Below are 17,268 nucleotides of genomic sequence, written 5' to 3'. Positions count from 1 at the left end.
CCTCCCCGCGAAGGCGGGGAGCCATCTCTGAGCTCGCTAAATGCCAACTGAGGAATAGTTTCCCGCCTTCGCGGGAGGGACAAAAATGGTAGTGAGAGTTAGAAAGGGTCAAAATCAACCCTCGCTCTGCGAAACCATTCTTAAGACCTGCTATTTAGGAGCCTGATATTGTGCAGAGTACTTATCAGACAACTCCTTGGCTTGTTTCAATTGATCCGGAGTTAATTTCTTCTCAAGATCATCACGATTTTTGCTTGCATCCGCATAATTATTTGCTACTGCTGTGCTAAACCAGGCATAGGCTTCCACAGGATTTGCAGTGATACCGATTCCGTCACGATAAAAAACACCCAGACGATTTTGAGCCTTGCCAAATCCCTGCTCTGCGGACTTCCTGATCCAGCTCATGGCTGTATCGAGGTTTTTGCTGACTCCGTCTCCGTAAAAATACATATCCCCGATGTTATACTGGGCAGTTGGATTCCCTTGATCAGCACTTTTCTGATACCAGTAGGCTGCCTTTTGCAGATCCACCGAGCCGGTTTTGCCCGTATCATAAAAACTGCCCAGTTCAAGTTGCGATTTGGCATGTCCCTGATCAGCTGCTTTCTGAAAATACTCAAAAGCCTTTTTTTCATCTTTAGGCACACCATCACCATACTCATAAATCGAACCTAAATTGTATTGTGCACTGGCATTACCCAGATCAGCGGCCTTGCCATACCACTTGATAGCCTCTGGCAAATCTTTTGTGACCCCTGTGCCCGTGTCATACATATAGCCAATCGATAACAACGCATCCGAATGATTCTGATCAGCGGCTTTTTTATACCAGGACATCGCTGTTTCATAATTTTGAGGTACACCATTGCCATAGTTGTACATATAACCTAAAGCGTATTGAGCATCTGCGTTATTCTGTGATGCCGCTTTTTCATACCAGGTTAATGCTTTGGCATAACCTTCCGGCGTTTTCTGATACCAGTAAAATCCTGCCAGAAGTACTTGTGCATCCACATTTCCCTGATTTGCTGAAGCAAGTAAAAGTTCTTCAGTTTTTTGTGGATTGTAGGTCACACCTTGTGCATTGTAATACATCTTACCCAGCAGGTATTGTGCCTTGGGATCGCCTTTTGCTGCCTCCTCTGACAGAAGAATGTAGGCTTTATCGTAATGTTGCTGATTGTAGGCCTCTTCCCCTTCCTGGGTAGTAGCGAAAGCGGGATGACTCAGAGCAGCCAATAATGAGAGGGATAATACGTATCGCTTTATGTCCATGATGTGACCTTAACTAAATTAGTCTGGTTTATTAGTATATAGTCGAAGACTATCATTTTTTCTAGTACCTTGAAAAATAATATCTATTGATTTCAATCAACTTTTTACGCAGCCTGCATGAATACTGATCTCTTTCAGCGAATCATACAGAGCGTTTATTGACTCTCTTTCAGAATTGCGGTAGATAGGTAGATTGCTTAAAATGGATAGGGTTTAGTGAATGTGTTATTCAGATCATGAAGATAATTCGGGAAAGACGTTACCACTAATGATTAATAGCCTATTCAAAAAAAAATTCTCGGGCCTTTTTTGTTTTTTACTACTTACCCTGGGAATGACTTCAGGCCATGCGAAAAACTATATTGAGTTTATCCCTCTCAACTCTACCTCAGGCGAGCTGCCAAAAGACAGTCAAATTATCATTAAATATCGCCTTGTGAATCATTCCAATACGCCGCGTTTTCTAAGAATGATACCCATTAACGGAATAACACAACTTGTCAATGGAAAAAGTAGCTGCGATCCTCAAATTGCCCTCTCAGAGGGAGAATCCTGTCTTTTAATCTTGGAAGTAGATGCGGGACAAATACCCGAAACGATTAGTTCAGGTCCAATCTTATGCGAATTTGATTCCAGGGACAATACAAAACCAAGTTACTGTACCCAGCCCTTAAGTAAAAATACCATGCTTCATCTGAAAGTGGTTTCAGATGATAAAGCCTTATTATCAGTCACTCCCAAAGGCAAGTATTGCTATGGTAAAAAAAATCTTACCGCCTGCTCTATTCAAATGACCGCCGCTTCCGGAGTTCCTGCCACACTGACATTATTTAATAATTCAACTCGAGTTACCGCCTCCCAAATTCATGCCATTTTACCTTCAGACTGGACTGATGTAGTGCAAAATGCTTCGGGATGCAATACGTTACCACCACAATCAAGCTGCACTCTCTCTTTTCTCCCTGGAAACACTGTCCATCCGCCAGCCTCAGTTTCAATCGTTGGGGTGAATGCTGCGACAACGGCGGTTACTATGTCTGTCATCGCACCAACACAGCTGAGCATTTCAGTTACAGGCTCTCCTATCGTAATGCGTTCCGGTGAAACACAATCGCTAACAATTACCAATAATTCCCCTCTTTTCCCGGCGTTTTCTATCCATTCTGATTTTACAGGAACTGCATTAGCGGGAAATGTCAGCGAGACAGCAAATAACTGCGCAATAGTTAATCCGGGTGCAAGTTGCACAATTAGTTATACTGCTGGAACCACTACTGTAACCCCTACCAATTTTCCTATTTTTGGAAATAACACCATTATTATCACTGCGAATATCAGCATTCAGTCATCTTATATGTATATACCAGATCAAGTGGATATAACTCAATGTACTATCAATGCCATCACAGGTCAGTTAGGAAGCTGTAGTAATACTGGGGGGTTACCAGCGCAACTTGTCGGCATGACATTCAATCCAGCTCGTACTATCGCATATATCACCGGTCAAAGTAGTAATTCGGTAACTCAATGTGATGTGACCCCCGGAACGGGCGCATTAACAAATTGCCAGGCTTCGGGGGCCACGGGAATTTCTCTGCCTCAGCAAATTACGCTAAATCCTGCAGGCACATTCGCTTATATTGTTAACTTCACCGGTGGAGCCACTAAGTGCACTGTGAATGCCCCTGCTGGCAACTTAAGTGGATGTGTACCCTCCGGAGCGGTAGTGGGGTTTGCTCCCGGTGGAATCGCTATCAATTCAGCGGGTACCCGTGCCTATATTACTAGCTTAGGCACCGATACGATTAGTGTCTGTAATATCAACGCGGGTACAGGTCTTTTAAGTGGTTGTGTTAATTCCGGAGCGACTGGGCTTAATGGGGTGAGAGCACTGACCTTTAATTCTACTGAGACCATTGCTTATATCACGAATCAGGATACGCCCAGTGTTAGCCAATGTACTGTGAATGGAGTAACTGGACAGTTTCTGGCATGTGCCGACTCAGGAGCCACGGCACTTGCTTTGTCATTTGGAATTGTTTTAGACGATGCCAACAACTTTGCTTACATCAGCAATCCTGGAAACTCCACCATTACCAAATGCACCATTGATTCGCTAACCGGGAACCTGGGAGCTTGTGTTAATGCGGGCGCCACACTGATAACGAGTCCACTCTACCTTGCAATTAATTAGGATAGTTCAATGACAGATTAATGAATTACAGATACAAAGGTAAAGGTTATGCATTGGATTCTGAGATATCTCACTCCATGCTTGATGGCATTCAATATGTTGGTCTTATGGAAATATGAAAAAAAAAATAATTAGCAGCTCATTGATTTGTTTACTGACATTATATACCCAGGCGGAGGCAGCTACTGCAGACAACGGCCAGACAAACACTCCCTCCTCCAAACAGGGATATAATCTCACTGGACTCTATGGCTATCAAAGCTTTAAATTTGATTCCACAAAACCGACCAGTTTTAATCGTTTTAGCGGTCATTTAAATTTGTATATGGCAGGGGGTAATAATTTTCGCTTACGCGAAGGATTAACTGCCGGCCTTTATATTTATGAAGTCAAAAGCAATGTTCATTCATCGATGCGAATCGATCCCGGTTTACCCAGTGAAACGGACCAGAAGGTGAAAAATGATTCTATTTATGGTCACCTGCTGCAAACCATTACGCCCAATTTACTTATCGATTTAATGGCGGGACTGGGCTATAACTCACTTTCCTATTCCACTACTATTGCGGCCCAGACTGAGAACCAGCAATTAGGGCGTGCACACAGTAACAGTAATAACTGGTTTACAAGTGTAAACGGAATTTATAGTCGTTCATTTTCTAACTGGAAATTTCTCGGGAGCATTGGATTATTGTACAGTCAGATAGAGCAGGACAGTTTTAACTATTCATTTATTCCTAATCAGATCGTAAACAGAGTGCCATTTTTACGTAACAAATCGGCCTTTTCGCTTGAAAACGCAGAAATCGGGTACCAGTTAAAAGAATGGGTACAGCCATTTGTGAATGCTGGATTAATACAGGTCTTGCAATTTTCCAATAATCGTCCCGGCATTTCGGGCGAATTTGTGGGTGCTTTGCCTGAATTTAATCTGGATCAGAATGGTTATCGCGCAGGAGGCGGTTTATCCTTCAAATATAAGCAACTAAGCCTGCGTATTGAACATCAGTATAGCCAGAGAGGCAGGGTGTATCATAGTAATCTGACAATGCTTTCACTGCATATGAATATGGCTTAAAAGTGTTCGTTGCCGCTTGTTGAGATGGAGTTCTGTTTGATAGGTCAATTTAAAAAAAAATTACTTCAATTCGGAATTGGTTTTTTGCTGCTGGCTTTTATTTTTGCCCTGCAGAAAAATGCCTTTCCCTATCTTGATCAATTCATAACCCGAAGTAACAGCTTTATCTATGACCAGATCCTTCATCTGACTGTTGGCAATAAAAGCCTGCCGCCTCGTGTGGTGATTATCGATGTCGATGATTATTCCACTCAGGCTGAGGGAAGATGGCCCTGGCCGAGAGACAAATTTGTAACGCTGCTAAGCAACCTGAAAAATGCGGGGGTTGTGGTAATTGCCTTTGATATTGTGTTATCCGAGGCGGAAATTAATTATGCCCAAGGACTGGAAAAAAAATTACAGAGCCTAAATAACCAGACACTTTCTCAAGAGCTAATGCCTTTACTGATGAAAGCTGCCCCACTGATAGATAATGATCAGGCCTTTGCGAAGACTCTATCAGAGAATGAAGTGGTATTGGGATTTCTTTTCCATGACAATTCTGATATTAAAAAGGGCGCTTTACCCTCACCGCTGCTGTTTAACAATTCACAATCAGTCAATACACTAACACTCAATTTTCTGCACTTCACTGGCTATAACGGTATACTCAACCTATTTTTAAAGGCGGCAGGTCATGCTGGCTTTGTCAGCAATGTTCCTGATCTCGATGGCTCAGTTCGTCATGGACTTTTATTAGCAGTTTATAACAACCAACTATACTCAAGTCTTGCCCTCTCAAGTGTCATGCGCTATTTATTAGCAGACAATGTCGAGTTAATGACTCATAGGATTCAGGGAAAAGAAGAGTTGTATGGTATTAACGTGGGCGGTCTTTTCATACCCACTAATTCCAAAGGGCAGCTGCTGATTCCTTTCTGGGGCGGACCTGCAACGATTCCAACCTACTCCGCAGCGGATATCCTTCACAATAAAGTATCCTCTCAGGAATTATCAGGCAGTATAGCCCTTTTAGGTTCTACTATGGTATTACTGGGTGATCTTCACCAGGCACCCTTATCTCAAAGCTTTCCCGGCGTGGAAATGAATGCCAATATTATTACCGGAATTCTGGAAAAACAGATCACCAGCCAATTTGACTGGCATACCAATACAGGGATTATCTTAATATTGTTATCAGGGATTGTGTTCACCTTGTTATTTCCCTACTTGGGACCTGTTCTTCTTCCCATTCTTTTTCTTTTCTTCATCACAGTAATTTTAATAGCCAGCTACCTCTTCTTTCATTTTAAAAATATCTTCGTAGCTCCAGGACTTTTACTGGCTTTAATTAGCTTACAGGCTCTCGCTAACTTTACCTATTCCTTTATTCAGGAAAGGCGGCAAAAAAATCGTATTAAACAATTGTTCAGCCAATATATTCCTCCTTCCTATATGAAAGAAATTACCGATCATCCGGAACAGGTAAATCTTGGAGGCGAATCCCGTGAAATGACTGTTTTTTTCGCTGATATACGTGGCTTCACCACTTTAAGCGAATCACTTGAAGCAACAGAGCTCAAACGTTTGCTCAATAGCTTTTTTACTCCTTTAACCAATATTATCTTTGATCATCAGGGCACTATCGATAAATATGTCGGCGATATGGTCATGGCATTCTGGGGAGCGCCGCTAAAAGATGCAAACCACTGTCATAATGCTTTAGCCGCTGCTTTGGCGATTAGAGGCAAACTTCCCGAGATTAATCAGCAATTAAACCAGCTTAACCTCCCCTCTGTAAAAATTGGGATGGGGCTAAGCACCGGCATCATGAATGTTGGCGATATGGGCTCCAAATTTCGCCTTTCCTACACAGTCATTGGCGAGACAGTTAATCTGGCTTCTCGTCTGCAGGATTTAACCAAATATTATCGAGTGGATATTTTAGTTTCAGAAGCAAGCCGTCATCATCAAGACGACATTCTTTGGATGCCGGTTGATAAAGTAATTGTTAAAGGCTCCCATAAAGCAGTTACAATTTATGAGCCTCAAGGGTATTATGCGGAGGTTCCCCAGGAAAAAAAAGATGAGATCAGGGATTATGAAGCGGGTTTGCAGGCTTACTATAAACAAAACTGGGAGGCTGCAAAAACTCAATTTGAAACCTTACATTTTTCTTATCCAGAACGCTATCTCTATAGCCTCTATCTGGCGCGAATTAATGCATTTATCAGCCACCCCCCATCTTCGGATTGGGATGGCACATTCACACATGTAAGCAAATGATGAGGGAATGACAGTGAAGAAAATAATACTGGTTATTTTTATATTATTTACAGGAACGGCTTTTACTGCTCCTGCCGCTTTAGTGCTTTCGGTCACCAGTAAAGTCAGCGCGCAACAGGGAGGAAAGGAGCGTACAATAGGCAGGGGATCGCAATTGTTTACTGGCGACACCATCATCACCGGCGCCGGTGCCAAAGCCGAAATAAAATATACGGATGGTTCCCTGGTCAGTATACAGGAAAACACCAGTTATCAGATTGTCTCTTATTCCAGCCAGCAGAATGTGGAGTTTAAAACAAAATTAAATAAAGGTGCGATCGAGTATACCTCCAGTAAAAAGAAAAAAGGAAGCATCCAGACGCCGGTAGTTGCACTGGCCATTCTAGGTACAAAGCTTCAGGCTATTGCAACTCCCAGCAATACTTATCTGGATGTAAAACAGGGACTGGTGAAAGGAGGAAATCAGCTTGTAGGGCCGGGTCAGCAGTTTTCCAGCGGCTCATTCGATAGAAGTGGAAATTTTACACCCGGTCCTATTCCCTGGAAATATTCAGACAGCACACAAACCTCCAGTACGGATAGCTCCGCGGGGACAACGGGAGGAAATAGTAATAGCAGTACAATAGAGCAAAATAGCCAGATTGCTACTGAGACAATCGGCCTCACCACTTCACTAATTGAAAACACGACAATCAATACTGCAGTGAGTAATATTGTTACTGAATCACAACTCCCGGTAGTAGTAAGCGAAACAGTTGAGCTCGCCGAAATTATCGCTATCTGTCCTTAGGGCGTGTGTCAGAGGCCGCAACATGTTTATAGCCACCAGCACCGGTTTCCTGTAGTATGTGAGCGTTTTATATTAACGCTCTGATAGAGGAAATTATGAAAAGGATTTTATTTGTCTTATGGCTGAGTGTTATTGGCAGCAATGCAATAGCATCAATCTTCACTGCAGAAGATGTCAATACGCTTAAAGAACATTTCAAAGCGAATATCAGCGCGGAAGGTGCGATTATGGCCTCCCCCTCACGCAGTAATCCTGACTACTATTTCGACTGGGCACGTGACTCAGCAATATCGATGAATCTTATTGCCTCCTGGTATGAGCAATACCGGGATCAGGATAGCAAACAAAAGTTATTTAACTATGTCAGTTGGGTTGAACGTCTCCAACACCAGCAAGATCCGTTACCCGGGCAGGATATATTAGGAGAACCCAAATTTTATATGCCTGACAGTCCATTAGCCAGCCAGCCCTACACAGGCCCCTGGGGTCGTCCGCAAAACGATGGTCCGGCGATAAGGGCGATTACCCTGATGCGATTTGCAAATAGCCTTATTGCAGATGGTGAAGGTAATTATGTACGTGAGCACTTATACTTTGAAGGCTTAAACCCGGATACGATGGGCGCTATCAAAATGGATCTCGAGTATACCGCTCATCATTGGCAGGATAAAAACTTTGATCTCTGGGAAGAGGTTTTAGGCGATCATTTCTTTACTGCTATGGTACAGCGCAAAGCACTGCTGGAGGGTTCAGCCTTCGCCAAACGATTCAATGACAGGCTTGCTGCTCAATTCTATCTGGAACAGGCTCGATTGATTGAAAAGCGCCTTTATAAACACATCGATTGTAAAAACAACCTGATTCAGGCTACCCTGCCCCCGCACTCAGGCCCGCAAAAAACTCTGGAGCTGGATAGCGCAGTAATTCTGGGTGTCTTGTTAGGCAATACTAATGACAGTTTCTTTTCAGCCGATACAAGCTATGTTAAACACACGGTGGAGGCACTCAAAGATCAATTTAAATCCCTGTATCCAATCAATGAGCAATATAATCATGCCCTGTTGTTTGGACGTTACCCGGGAGATACTTATGACGGCTATCGCAATGACGGTAAAGGAAACCCCTGGTTTATATTAACGGCCGCTGCCGCTGAGTATTACTATACCCTTGCAGCAAATGAACTGAAACATACGCATCACAAGAGCACTGTCGAACAATACATCCAGCTTGGTGATGCTTATTTACGTCTGATCAAAGACTACGCCCCTGATTTACTAATGAGTGAGCAAATTAATCTTGAAACCGGAGTACAGCAAGGCGCCTATTCCTTAACCTGGAGTTATGTCGCTGTATTAAGAGCAATTCAGGCGAAAGAGGCACTTGAGCAGATGCCTGTTAATCATTCACGAACTGTGGAAGATACTGTTTCAGCTTAATTGTTGGTGGGAGCAAACTATTCCTCTTACGAGGCTAAAAACTGTCATCCCCGCGAAAAGCGGGGATCCATCTCTGAGCTAGCTACAATGCCGGCTGAGGAATGGATTCCCGCTTTTCGCGGGGATGACAAAATTTCCGTAACTTAATGGCAGCCAGGGATGGGGCTAAGTGATTGCCTTGTGTACGGTATCCAAAAGATTCTCATTAAGAGCAAGCATTCCCCGGATGTATCAATTAGCCCTTAATCCATTTTTAACATAGTCCTCAGAGCTTGAATCAGTACGACCTAATTCTTTCAGCGGTTTGCCACTCATTAAATAATCTTCAATAGTTTCTAAACTGAGACCTTTGGTTTCTGGCATGAAATAATAGCTGTAGAACAGTCCAAAGAAACAGATTGCCCCATACAATGCGAAAGTATATTCAATTCCAATTCCGGCATGCAAGAGAGGGAAGCTAAAAACGACCAGTGTATTGAAACCCCAGTTGCTGATTGAGGATAAGCCCATGCCTGCCCCTCTTACGTGCAAGGGAAAGATTTCCGACATTGCAATATGCGGGATGGGGCCAATGCTGATAGCAAAGGAAAATATGTAAACCGTCAGGCAAATGACAGAAAGCGAAGCGATTAAAGAGGTCTGGTAAAATGAAAAGAGACTCAGCGCAAAAAGACTGATAAATGCACCAGAGAAACCAATTAAAAGAAGCTTTCGCCGCCCAAGTTGATCAACCCAGAATATAGCGCCTATGGTAACCAGCATATTGACCAAACCAATCCCCATGGTTGCCAGAATCTGTCCGGTTGCATTATTGAAACCCAGATTCTTAAAAATCTCCGGTGCATAATAGATGATGACATTAATGCCGCTTAATTGCTGTAAGCAGAATAGCATCATACCGAGCGATAACACCGGCAGCATGGAGCGGCTGAATAACTGCTTCCAGCCTTGTGTGTGCGGTTCACGGCTTAAAGTTAATTCAATATGCTGTAATTCGTGACTGCAGTTTTCTTTTCTCAGACGCTGTAAGGCATTAGCAGCCTCTTTTTTTCTTCCAACACTATATAACCAACGTGGAGATTCAGGTAAAAACAGAATGAAAATAGTCAACAAACCGGCTGGAATGGCACTTGAAGCAAACATCGCGCGCCAGGCATTCTGTTCAATCAATAAATAGTTAACAGAATAAGCACATACAATCCCAATTGTTATCGCAAGCTGATAAATAGCGACCATCGCTCCACGCCATTTTTCAGGAGCAGTTTCAGCCAGATAGAGCGGTGTTATTACTGCTGCAGTACCAATGGCGATGCCGAGAATAAAGCGTGACACAATCAGAATCCACTCCTCAGCGGCAAGAGCAGCCCCCAGAGCGCCGAGAAAAAAAAGCAGACCGGCTGCCGATAAAGCACTTCGTCTGCCAAAATATTTTACCAGTTTGGAAACCAGCAAAGCACCGATCAACATAGAGCCGAGAAGTGCCCCAAAAGGCAACGCGGAGGTCATAATTCCAACTTCAGTATGATTCAAAGCGAAATGCTCTTTCACCAGAGCAAGGGAGCCGGCAATGATTCCTTCATCATAGCCAAATAGAAAACCTGCTAATGATCCAATGATTGCAACTAATAATGCCATTTCTTATCCTTAATTAAGCTCAAGTTTACCAATCTGCTCCAGCTACACTTTATCGGAAATCAGAGCATTGGCTTTTTTGCAAAGATCTGTGATTAATTGCCAATCCCCGTTCTGCACCGCTGTTTCAGGAACCATCCAGGAACCTCCAACACACTGTACATTAGGCAATGCCAGATAGTCCATACAGTTGCTGCTATTAATTCCGCCAGTAGGGCAAAACACAGCATCGGGCAATGGGCCATAGAATGATTTCAATGCCGCAACGCCGCCCATTGCGCCTGCGGGAAAAAATTTAAAATGCCTGTATCCCATCTCCATACCCAGCATGACCTCAGAAACACTGGATATTCCCGGAATAAGGGGAATCGAAGTTTCTCGCCCTGCTGATAACAGACTGGGGGTAGCTCCCGGGCTTAATGCAAAGGCCGCACCCGCGTCGAGCACCTGCTGTAGCTGTAAGTCATTAAGCACCGTTCCCGCGCCAATAATCATCGTTTTCATTTCCTGGCTCAACAGGTGAATCGCTTCAAGAGCGATTTCAGTGCGTAATGTCACCTCCATGATGCGAATGCCTCCCTTTAACAAGGCTTCAGCCAAGGGCAAGGCTTGATCAAGATCTCTGATAACAATGACAGGAATCAGCGCACTGGCAGAAAAAACCTTCTTTGCCGATAGTTTCCAGTTAAAAGACTCCATTCTCATTCATCCTTTGTTTTAAATATGCAGCAGCTCCCAATAAGCCAGGCTGTTCCGCAGTGATTACAAATGTTGCAATTTTTTGATTAAAGCCCGTAAAACGTCCCTTATTTTCAAACCGATCACGAAATTCACTACCGCTCAATAATGGCAATAGCCTGGGAACAATTCCTCCTGCGAGATAAACACCCCCCAGAGAATTACCTGTTAAAGCCAGATTCCCGGCAAAACTGCCCAGACTTGCAAAAAACTGATTGACCGCCGTTACTGCAAGAGGACAAGCGGTAGTGAGCGCCAATTCTGCGATTTTAGCAGCAGATCGAAACTCAATGGGTTGGTCTTGAAACATTGCCAAGGCCTGATAAAGATCTTCAAGCCCTCCTCCTGATAAAACACGCTCGCAGGAAACATGTCCGTATTTTCGGGACAAATATTGGTAAATGAACCACTCCTGTTCAGTCTGGGCTGGCCAGTCAGCATGCCCTCCCTCACCCGCAACAGGTATATACCCATGACTGCCGGGAATTAACTGAGCCACTCCAAGACCCGTACCCGCACCAAGAACCAGCATGTTTTGATCTGGTTCTGGATAACCGCCGCCTATCTGCAATTTATGCAAAGATTCTAATACAGTAAGGCTCATGGCCGTGGCAGTAAAATCATTCAACATATATAAGCGGTTTAAACCTAGTTTCTGCTTTACAGAGTTAACTGAGAATTGCCAGTGAGAATTCGTCATGGAAATTGTATCGCTATTAACGGGACAGGCAATGGCAATCGCTGCATGCTTAATATCTTCTACTTCGCAACTGTTCAAATAGTGAATCCAGGCATCCTCTATGCGCTGATAATTGGCACAGGGAAGGATCTTAATCTGATCTATAGCCAGACTGTTCAGCTCAACACGGCAAAATCGGGCATTTGTACCCCCTATGTCAGCGGCAACCGCATACTGCTCACTCGCCATTTACTGCAACTCCCGCAGGAAAAAGACTACAGGCTCCTTCCTCAGCACTTGAAAAATTATTTCTTAAATGAATAAATAACTCTCTCCCCAATCCATTAACTGGTGCGGTCGTTCTGACCGCATGTTGTCTATTTTTTAATTCCTGAGCAGATACCAGCAGTTCGACAATACCTCTTTGCCCATCGATAAGGATCCTATCGCCATTTTCTACTTTCGAAATAAGCCCCTGGTCTGCAGCCTCAGGCGTGACATGAATAGCGGCTGGCACCTTACCGGAAGCGCCAGACATGCGGCCATCCGTTAAAAGGGCAACGCGAAAGCCTCTATCCTGCAATACACCAAGTGGCGGAGTCAGTTTATGCAATTCAGGCATGCCACAGGCTTTAGGCCCTTGGAAACGCACTACAATTACACAATCTCTCTCCAATTCGCCGGCGTTAAAGGCCATTTCAAACTCTTCCTGGCTTGAAAAAACCAAAGCAGGCGCTTCAATCACCTGATTTTCCGAAGCCACTGCGGAAGTCTTGAAAACAGCTCGCCCGAGATTACCTGATAATACCTGTAATCCTCCCTGAGGCTGAAAGGCGTCGCTCACCGGACGCAAAACATTCATATCAGCTGACTGAGATTCACTTTCAATCCATGCCAGTTGTCCGTTCTCGAGAGTCGGCTTTTGCGTGTAACGCTGAAGACCAAATCCAGCCACAGTGTGCACATCAGCATGCAGTAACTCATTTTCAAGCAGGGTTTTTATCAGATAGCCCATACCTCCTGCCTGCTGGAATTGATTAATGTCGGCATCACCATTCGGATAGACCCGGGCAAGTAAAGGGGTAATCTTCGATAGCTCTGCAAAATCATCCCAATTAATAATCAGGCCGGCTGCACGCGCAATAGCAATCAGGTGCATGGTATGATTAGTTGAACCACCGGTTGCCAGTAAGCCAATAATTGCATTCACCAGCGATTTTGCGTCAACAATTTTGCCTACTGGTAAATACTCCCCCTTTAAATCGGTCAGTTCAATAATTTTCTGTGCAGCGGCTTTGGTTAATTCATCACGTAAAGCAGTGTTTGGATGTACAAATGATGAGCCAGGTAATTGCAAACCCATTATTTCCACGAGGAGTTGATTAGAGTTGGCTGTTCCGTAAAAAGTACAGGTACCAGGAGAATGATAGGAAGCCGCTTCAGCATCCAGAAGCTTGTCTTTGTCCACTTTCTTTTCAGCATACAACTGGCGTATTCGCGCCTTCTCTTTGTTCGAGATCCCGGATGGCATAGGCCCTGCGGGAATTAGCATAAAGGGCAAATGACCAAAAGATAAGGCTGAAATCAACAGACCAGGTACTATTTTGTCGCAGATGCCAAGCATCAGACCGCCGTCGAACATATTATGAGATAAGCCGATAGACGCGGACATGGCTATTACATCACGGCTCAAGAGGCTTAACTCCATGCCAGGCTGTCCCTGCGTGATACCATCACACATGGCGGGCACACCGCCGGCGAACTGAGCAATGCCTCCGGCTTCTGCAACCGCCTTCTTTATTAGTGAAGGATAATGCTCATAAGGCTGATGCGCGGATAGCATATCATTATAAGCGGAAATAATACCGATATTAGGCTGTCTCATTTCACGGAGAATCTGTTTCTCATGCAAAAGGCAGGCAGCAAATCCATGTGCCAGATTACCGCAGTGCAGGCCTTTACGATGGGGGCCTTGCACTCTGGCCTCTGTCAGTTGTGAAAGGTATTTTTCACGCAACTTAAGACTGCGCTCATTAATTTTATCGGTGATATCTCTGATACGAAAATGCATAACAACCTCAAGAGGGAGCAAACATAACCTGCAATCGGGTCGCAGGCTGATTAATAAAAGCACGAATAGGCATGGTCAGTGCGTCATTGTCTGCTAATGCCTCCTGAAAGACACGCATCTTATTCTCACCGACTAGCTGCAAAAACAACTTTCGGGTTCTAAGCAGACGGGGTTTGGTTAGTGTAATTCGTTGAAACGGTGCATGAATTGGTGTTAGTGCAATCACGTCCTTTGCGAAATTCGATAAGCCATATTCCAGCTCTCTGCTGCCAGGAAATAAAGAGGCAGTATGGCCATCCTCTCCCATTCCCAATATCACTGCGTCAAACAAAGGAATCCTGGCAAGTTTGGCCTCAGCTTCGCCAATAGCCTCTTCAATAGTTAAATTTTGAGTAGAAAAATTGATGAAGGCGGCAGCAGCGGCCTTGTTTTTTAAAAGACAGTTTCTCACCATCCACTCATTACTATCCGTCTCCTGTGCGGTATTCCAGCGCTCATCCACCAGAATTACCGAAACCGCATTCCAGTTTAAATCTTTGCCAGCCATCACTTCAAATAATGCAGCCGGAGTTTTACCACCAGAAACAGCCAGATAGGCTTCACCTTTTGCAGTAATAGCCTCGTCAAGAATTTGTATCAATCGATTGGCAAATTCCTCGTGAAGCATTTCACAGTTATCAAAACGATGTATATCCATTTATTCATCCCAGCTATGCGCATCCCGTGCTAATAAACTGGTTGCCATCGCCGGCCCCCAGGTTCCTGCCTGATAAGGGCGAGGTGCTTCCGAGCTTTCCTGCCAAGCCTTTAAAATCCCGTCAATCCAATCCCAGGCTTGCTCAACTTCATCTCGGCGTACAAACAAATACTGGTTACCCAGCATTGCCTCTAATAAGAGACGCTCATAGGCATCAGCGATGCGCTGTTTGTTGAAGGTTTTGTCAAAACTTAAATCCAGTTTGCTTTCCTGAAGCTGCATTGTTTCTCCAAGTCCAGGAATCTTGTTCATGATTTGAATTTCGACCCCTTCATCAGGCTGCAGGCGAATAATTAACTTGTTGGGAGCAAGCTGTTTGTAGGTTTTCTGAAAAATGTTGTGCTGGGGAGCTTTGAAGTAAACAGCTACTTCACTGTGCTTTTTCGGCATTCGTTTGCCAGTTCGCAGATAAAATGGAACACCTGCCCAACGCCAGTTGTCTATATTGACCTTCATTGCGACAAACGTTTCAGTTCTGCTCTCAGAACGGGCTCCCTCTTCTTCGAGATACGCAGGAACGGCTTTTCCATTCACAAATCCACTAGTATATTGCCCGCGCACAGTTGAGGCCTGAACATTGGCATGATTGATCGGACGCAATGCCTTTAGCACTCTTAGTTTTTCATCCCGAATACTGTCTGCATCGAGACTGGTCGGAGGCTCCATAGCGATGAGGGATAAAACCTGTAACAAATGATTTTGCAGCATATCGCGCATCTGGCCTGCATCATCATAATAACTCCAGCGCCCTTCAACCCCTACCTCTTCGGCAATAGTAATCTGCACATGGTCAATTGACTGATGATCCCAGTTATTTACAAATAATGAGTTCGCAAAACGCAAAGCCAGCAAATTCAAAACAGTTTCTTTTCCGAGATAATGATCAATTCGGTAAATCTGGTTTTCTGCAAAATAACAGGAGACCTGATTATTGATTACAATCGCTGAAGCCAGATCCTTGCCGATGGGTTTCTCGAGAACTATACGGGCAGGAAAATCAGCCAAACCATTTTTCGCCATGCCCTCGGCGATATGGCCAAATAATGAAGGCGGTGTTGCAAAATAGCCAATCGGGATCAGATGATCTGCTGTTTGCTGTTTTAATTTGCGATACTCATCAGTCTGTGATAAATCCAGTTGAGAGTAACGAAGGCGCGAAGCCAGGCGATCCCATACTGCATTATTAAAAGGGGTATTCAGAAACTTTTTGAGATTGGAGGAAACAAAATTCCCGTAGGACTCAAGATTAAAATCTTCGCGGGCTACACCGTGGATAAGCGTATCCGCATGGAGCATTCCCGAGCTTTCCAATTGATAAAGAGCGGGGAGGAGTTTTCGGCGAGCCAGGTCGCCTTGGGTGCCGAATAAGAACAAATTGCAGGGTTTGTGTTTAACCAACATCTTGAATTGAATCCTTTCATTCCTACTTCAATCCCTGAAGTTTACAATAGCAGGACACAGGCTACAAATCATTTTTGATATTAAAGCCAGGACCAGATACATTAGTAATGTTCTCCAATAGTGTACCAATAAGATTATCAGCCATCTCTGGATTAGCTATCTCATGCGAGTTAGACGATCGAAGAACATCTTCATTAAATCTGATACGCTTATCCTTACCCAGCTTGTAAGTTTCTTTAGCTACCTCAATCAGATGCAACTCCAAATCTAATAAATAGGCCTGAGGAAGCTTGTTTTCGCTAAGATCATCGAGGATGAGCTTTGCGCATTTATCCATAAAACTCAAACAAAAGATAAGCAGTGCATGAAGTTTCAAATTTCCAGCATTGGTCTTTAAAAAGTTGATTTCTTTATTCAAAGTAGATTGCAGTTCACCAAACCAGGGTCTCACAAGATTATGAAGTTCTTTCAGCGGTTTCTGTGCATCAAGCCTTTCAGAGGTGCTATAAACCGGGTTCTGACTATCATTTGCCAAGACTTTGTATGAGTCGGCAAATAGGATCAGGAATAACTCAATCTGACTGACAAGAAATTCCCGAACTTTCTCGATTCCGGGAACGCCTTTTTCAGGGAATTGTGTCTTAAAAAAATTATCCCAGTTTTGAATCAAGCTATTCATGTCATTCATATCAGAATTAAAAGCCTCCAGCCCTTTTGTATTTTTTTTGGCTATTCTATACTCATTGTTTTTTGAATCTCCATCGAGTTTATACTCAATGTTTTTTGAGGCATCATTGAGCTCCTCTTCAGAAGATTTCTGCTTTTTATAGAAGCCGGGAGGCAGAGGCTGTTGGGGATCTGAGTTGTACACACCTCTATCTCCCTTTAAAGTGTGATGACCCTGAGATTTACGCGGCACAGACGCTCCTTAATCGGCTAGTTATTCTGA

13 protein-coding genes are annotated in these 17,268 nt (G+C 43.9%); 5 read left to right on the top strand and 8 right to left on the bottom strand.

Going from position 1 to position 17,268, the window contains the following annotated elements:
• Positions 1-150: 150 nt before the first annotated feature.
• A complete protein-coding gene (locus E1O89_RS02135; protein ID WP_133138716.1) occupies positions 151-1,278 on the bottom strand; it encodes an SEL1-like repeat protein in 1,128 nt (375 codons plus the stop codon).
• A gap of 268 nt (positions 1,279-1,546) precedes the next feature.
• Here E1O89_RS02135 and E1O89_RS02130 point away from each other — a divergent pair, with 268 nt between their 5' ends.
• The 5 genes from E1O89_RS02130 to E1O89_RS02110 all read left to right on the top strand — a co-directional run bounded on the left by E1O89_RS02130 (position 1,547) and on the right by E1O89_RS02110 (position 9,041).
• On the top strand, positions 1,547-3,472 hold the full coding sequence (locus E1O89_RS02130; protein ID WP_165483032.1) for a lactonase family protein: 1,926 nt from the start codon (positions 1,547-1,549) through the stop codon (positions 3,470-3,472).
• A 115-nt stretch (positions 3,473-3,587) separates the two neighbouring features.
• Positions 3,588-4,550 carry an autotransporter outer membrane beta-barrel domain-containing protein gene (locus E1O89_RS02125; protein WP_133138714.1) on the top strand — a complete coding sequence of 321 codons (963 nt, stop codon included), beginning with the start codon at positions 3,588-3,590 and terminating at the stop codon, positions 4,548-4,550.
• Between the two features lie 36 nt (positions 4,551-4,586).
• Positions 4,587-6,815 (top strand): CHASE2 domain-containing protein, encoded by a 2,229-nt coding sequence (locus tag E1O89_RS02120; protein ID WP_262337366.1) that lies wholly within the window; start codon positions 4,587-4,589, stop codon positions 6,813-6,815.
• Between the two features lie 13 nt (positions 6,816-6,828).
• On the top strand, positions 6,829-7,605 hold the full coding sequence (locus E1O89_RS02115; RefSeq protein WP_165483031.1) for a FecR domain-containing protein: 777 nt from the start codon (positions 6,829-6,831) through the stop codon (positions 7,603-7,605).
• Between the two features lie 95 nt (positions 7,606-7,700).
• Entirely contained in the window at positions 7,701-9,041 is a 1,341-nt protein-coding gene (locus E1O89_RS02110; protein ID WP_133138712.1) for a glycoside hydrolase family 15 protein, read from the top strand.
• A gap of 231 nt (positions 9,042-9,272) precedes the next feature.
• Here the strand turns inward: E1O89_RS02110 and E1O89_RS02105 are convergent, their stop codons facing one another.
• From E1O89_RS02105 to E1O89_RS02075, 7 genes are all read right to left on the bottom strand, one after another.
• Positions 9,273-10,676, bottom strand: a complete 1,404-nt coding sequence (locus tag E1O89_RS02105) for a sugar porter family MFS transporter (protein WP_133138711.1) — start codon at positions 10,674-10,676, stop codon at positions 9,273-9,275.
• Positions 10,677-10,718: 42 nt separating this feature from the next.
• Positions 10,719-11,372, bottom strand: a complete 654-nt coding sequence (locus tag E1O89_RS02100) for a bifunctional 4-hydroxy-2-oxoglutarate aldolase/2-dehydro-3-deoxy-phosphogluconate aldolase (RefSeq protein WP_133138710.1) — start codon at positions 11,370-11,372, stop codon at positions 10,719-10,721.
• Positions 11,359-12,339, bottom strand: a complete 981-nt coding sequence (gene glk, locus E1O89_RS02095) for a glucokinase (RefSeq protein ID WP_133138709.1) — start codon at positions 12,337-12,339, stop codon at positions 11,359-11,361. Before glk ends, E1O89_RS02100 begins: the two co-directional genes overlap by 14 nt.
• Positions 12,329-14,161, bottom strand: a complete 1,833-nt coding sequence (gene edd, locus E1O89_RS02090; protein WP_133138708.1) for a phosphogluconate dehydratase — start codon at positions 14,159-14,161, stop codon at positions 12,329-12,331. Before edd ends, glk begins: the two co-directional genes overlap by 11 nt.
• 7 nt (positions 14,162-14,168) lie before the next feature.
• Positions 14,169-14,858, bottom strand: a complete 690-nt coding sequence (gene pgl / locus E1O89_RS02085; RefSeq protein WP_133138707.1) for a 6-phosphogluconolactonase — start codon at positions 14,856-14,858, stop codon at positions 14,169-14,171.
• A complete protein-coding gene (gene zwf / locus E1O89_RS02080; RefSeq protein WP_133138706.1) occupies positions 14,859-16,319 on the bottom strand; it encodes a glucose-6-phosphate dehydrogenase in 1,461 nt (486 codons plus the stop codon). It lies immediately after the preceding gene.
• Positions 16,320-16,380: 61 nt separating this feature from the next.
• Positions 16,381-17,238, bottom strand: coding sequence for a hypothetical protein (locus E1O89_RS02075; RefSeq protein ID WP_133138705.1), 858 nt, complete (start codon positions 17,236-17,238; stop codon positions 16,381-16,383).
• Positions 17,239-17,268 lie beyond the last annotated feature (30 nt).

Origin of the sequence: Legionella genomosp. 1, assembly GCF_900640215.1 — a bacterium.
Classification (GTDB): Bacteria; Pseudomonadota; Gammaproteobacteria; order Legionellales; family Legionellaceae; genus Legionella_C; species Legionella_C quinlivanii_A.
The sequence above is the reverse complement of the archived record's forward strand: the minus strand, read 5'-3'. Positions and strand labels throughout refer to the sequence as shown.

Excerpts from the sequence above, each read along its gene's own strand:
- E1O89_RS02135 (WP_133138716.1), bottom strand. The coding sequence starts at position 1,278 with ATGGACATAAAGCGATACGTATTATCCCTCTCATTATTGGCTGCTCTG.
- E1O89_RS02130 (WP_165483032.1), top strand. The coding sequence starts at position 1,547 with ATGATTAATAGCCTATTCAAAAAAAAATTCTCGGGCCTTTTTTGTTTT.
- E1O89_RS02125 (WP_133138714.1), top strand. The coding sequence starts at position 3,588 with ATGAAAAAAAAAATAATTAGCAGCTCATTGATTTGTTTACTGACATTA.
- E1O89_RS02110 (WP_133138712.1), top strand. The coding sequence starts at position 7,701 with ATGAAAAGGATTTTATTTGTCTTATGGCTGAGTGTTATTGGCAGCAAT.
- E1O89_RS02105 (WP_133138711.1), bottom strand. The coding sequence starts at position 10,676 with ATGGCATTATTAGTTGCAATCATTGGATCATTAGCAGGTTTTCTATTT.
- E1O89_RS02100 (WP_133138710.1), bottom strand. The coding sequence starts at position 11,372 with ATGGAGTCTTTTAACTGGAAACTATCGGCAAAGAAGGTTTTTTCTGCC.
- glk (WP_133138709.1), bottom strand. The coding sequence starts at position 12,339 with ATGGCGAGTGAGCAGTATGCGGTTGCCGCTGACATAGGGGGTACAAAT.
- edd (WP_133138708.1), bottom strand. The coding sequence starts at position 14,161 with ATGCATTTTCGTATCAGAGATATCACCGATAAAATTAATGAGCGCAGT.
- pgl (WP_133138707.1), bottom strand. The coding sequence starts at position 14,858 with ATGGATATACATCGTTTTGATAACTGTGAAATGCTTCACGAGGAATTT.
- zwf (WP_133138706.1), bottom strand. The coding sequence starts at position 16,319 with ATGTTGGTTAAACACAAACCCTGCAATTTGTTCTTATTCGGCACCCAA.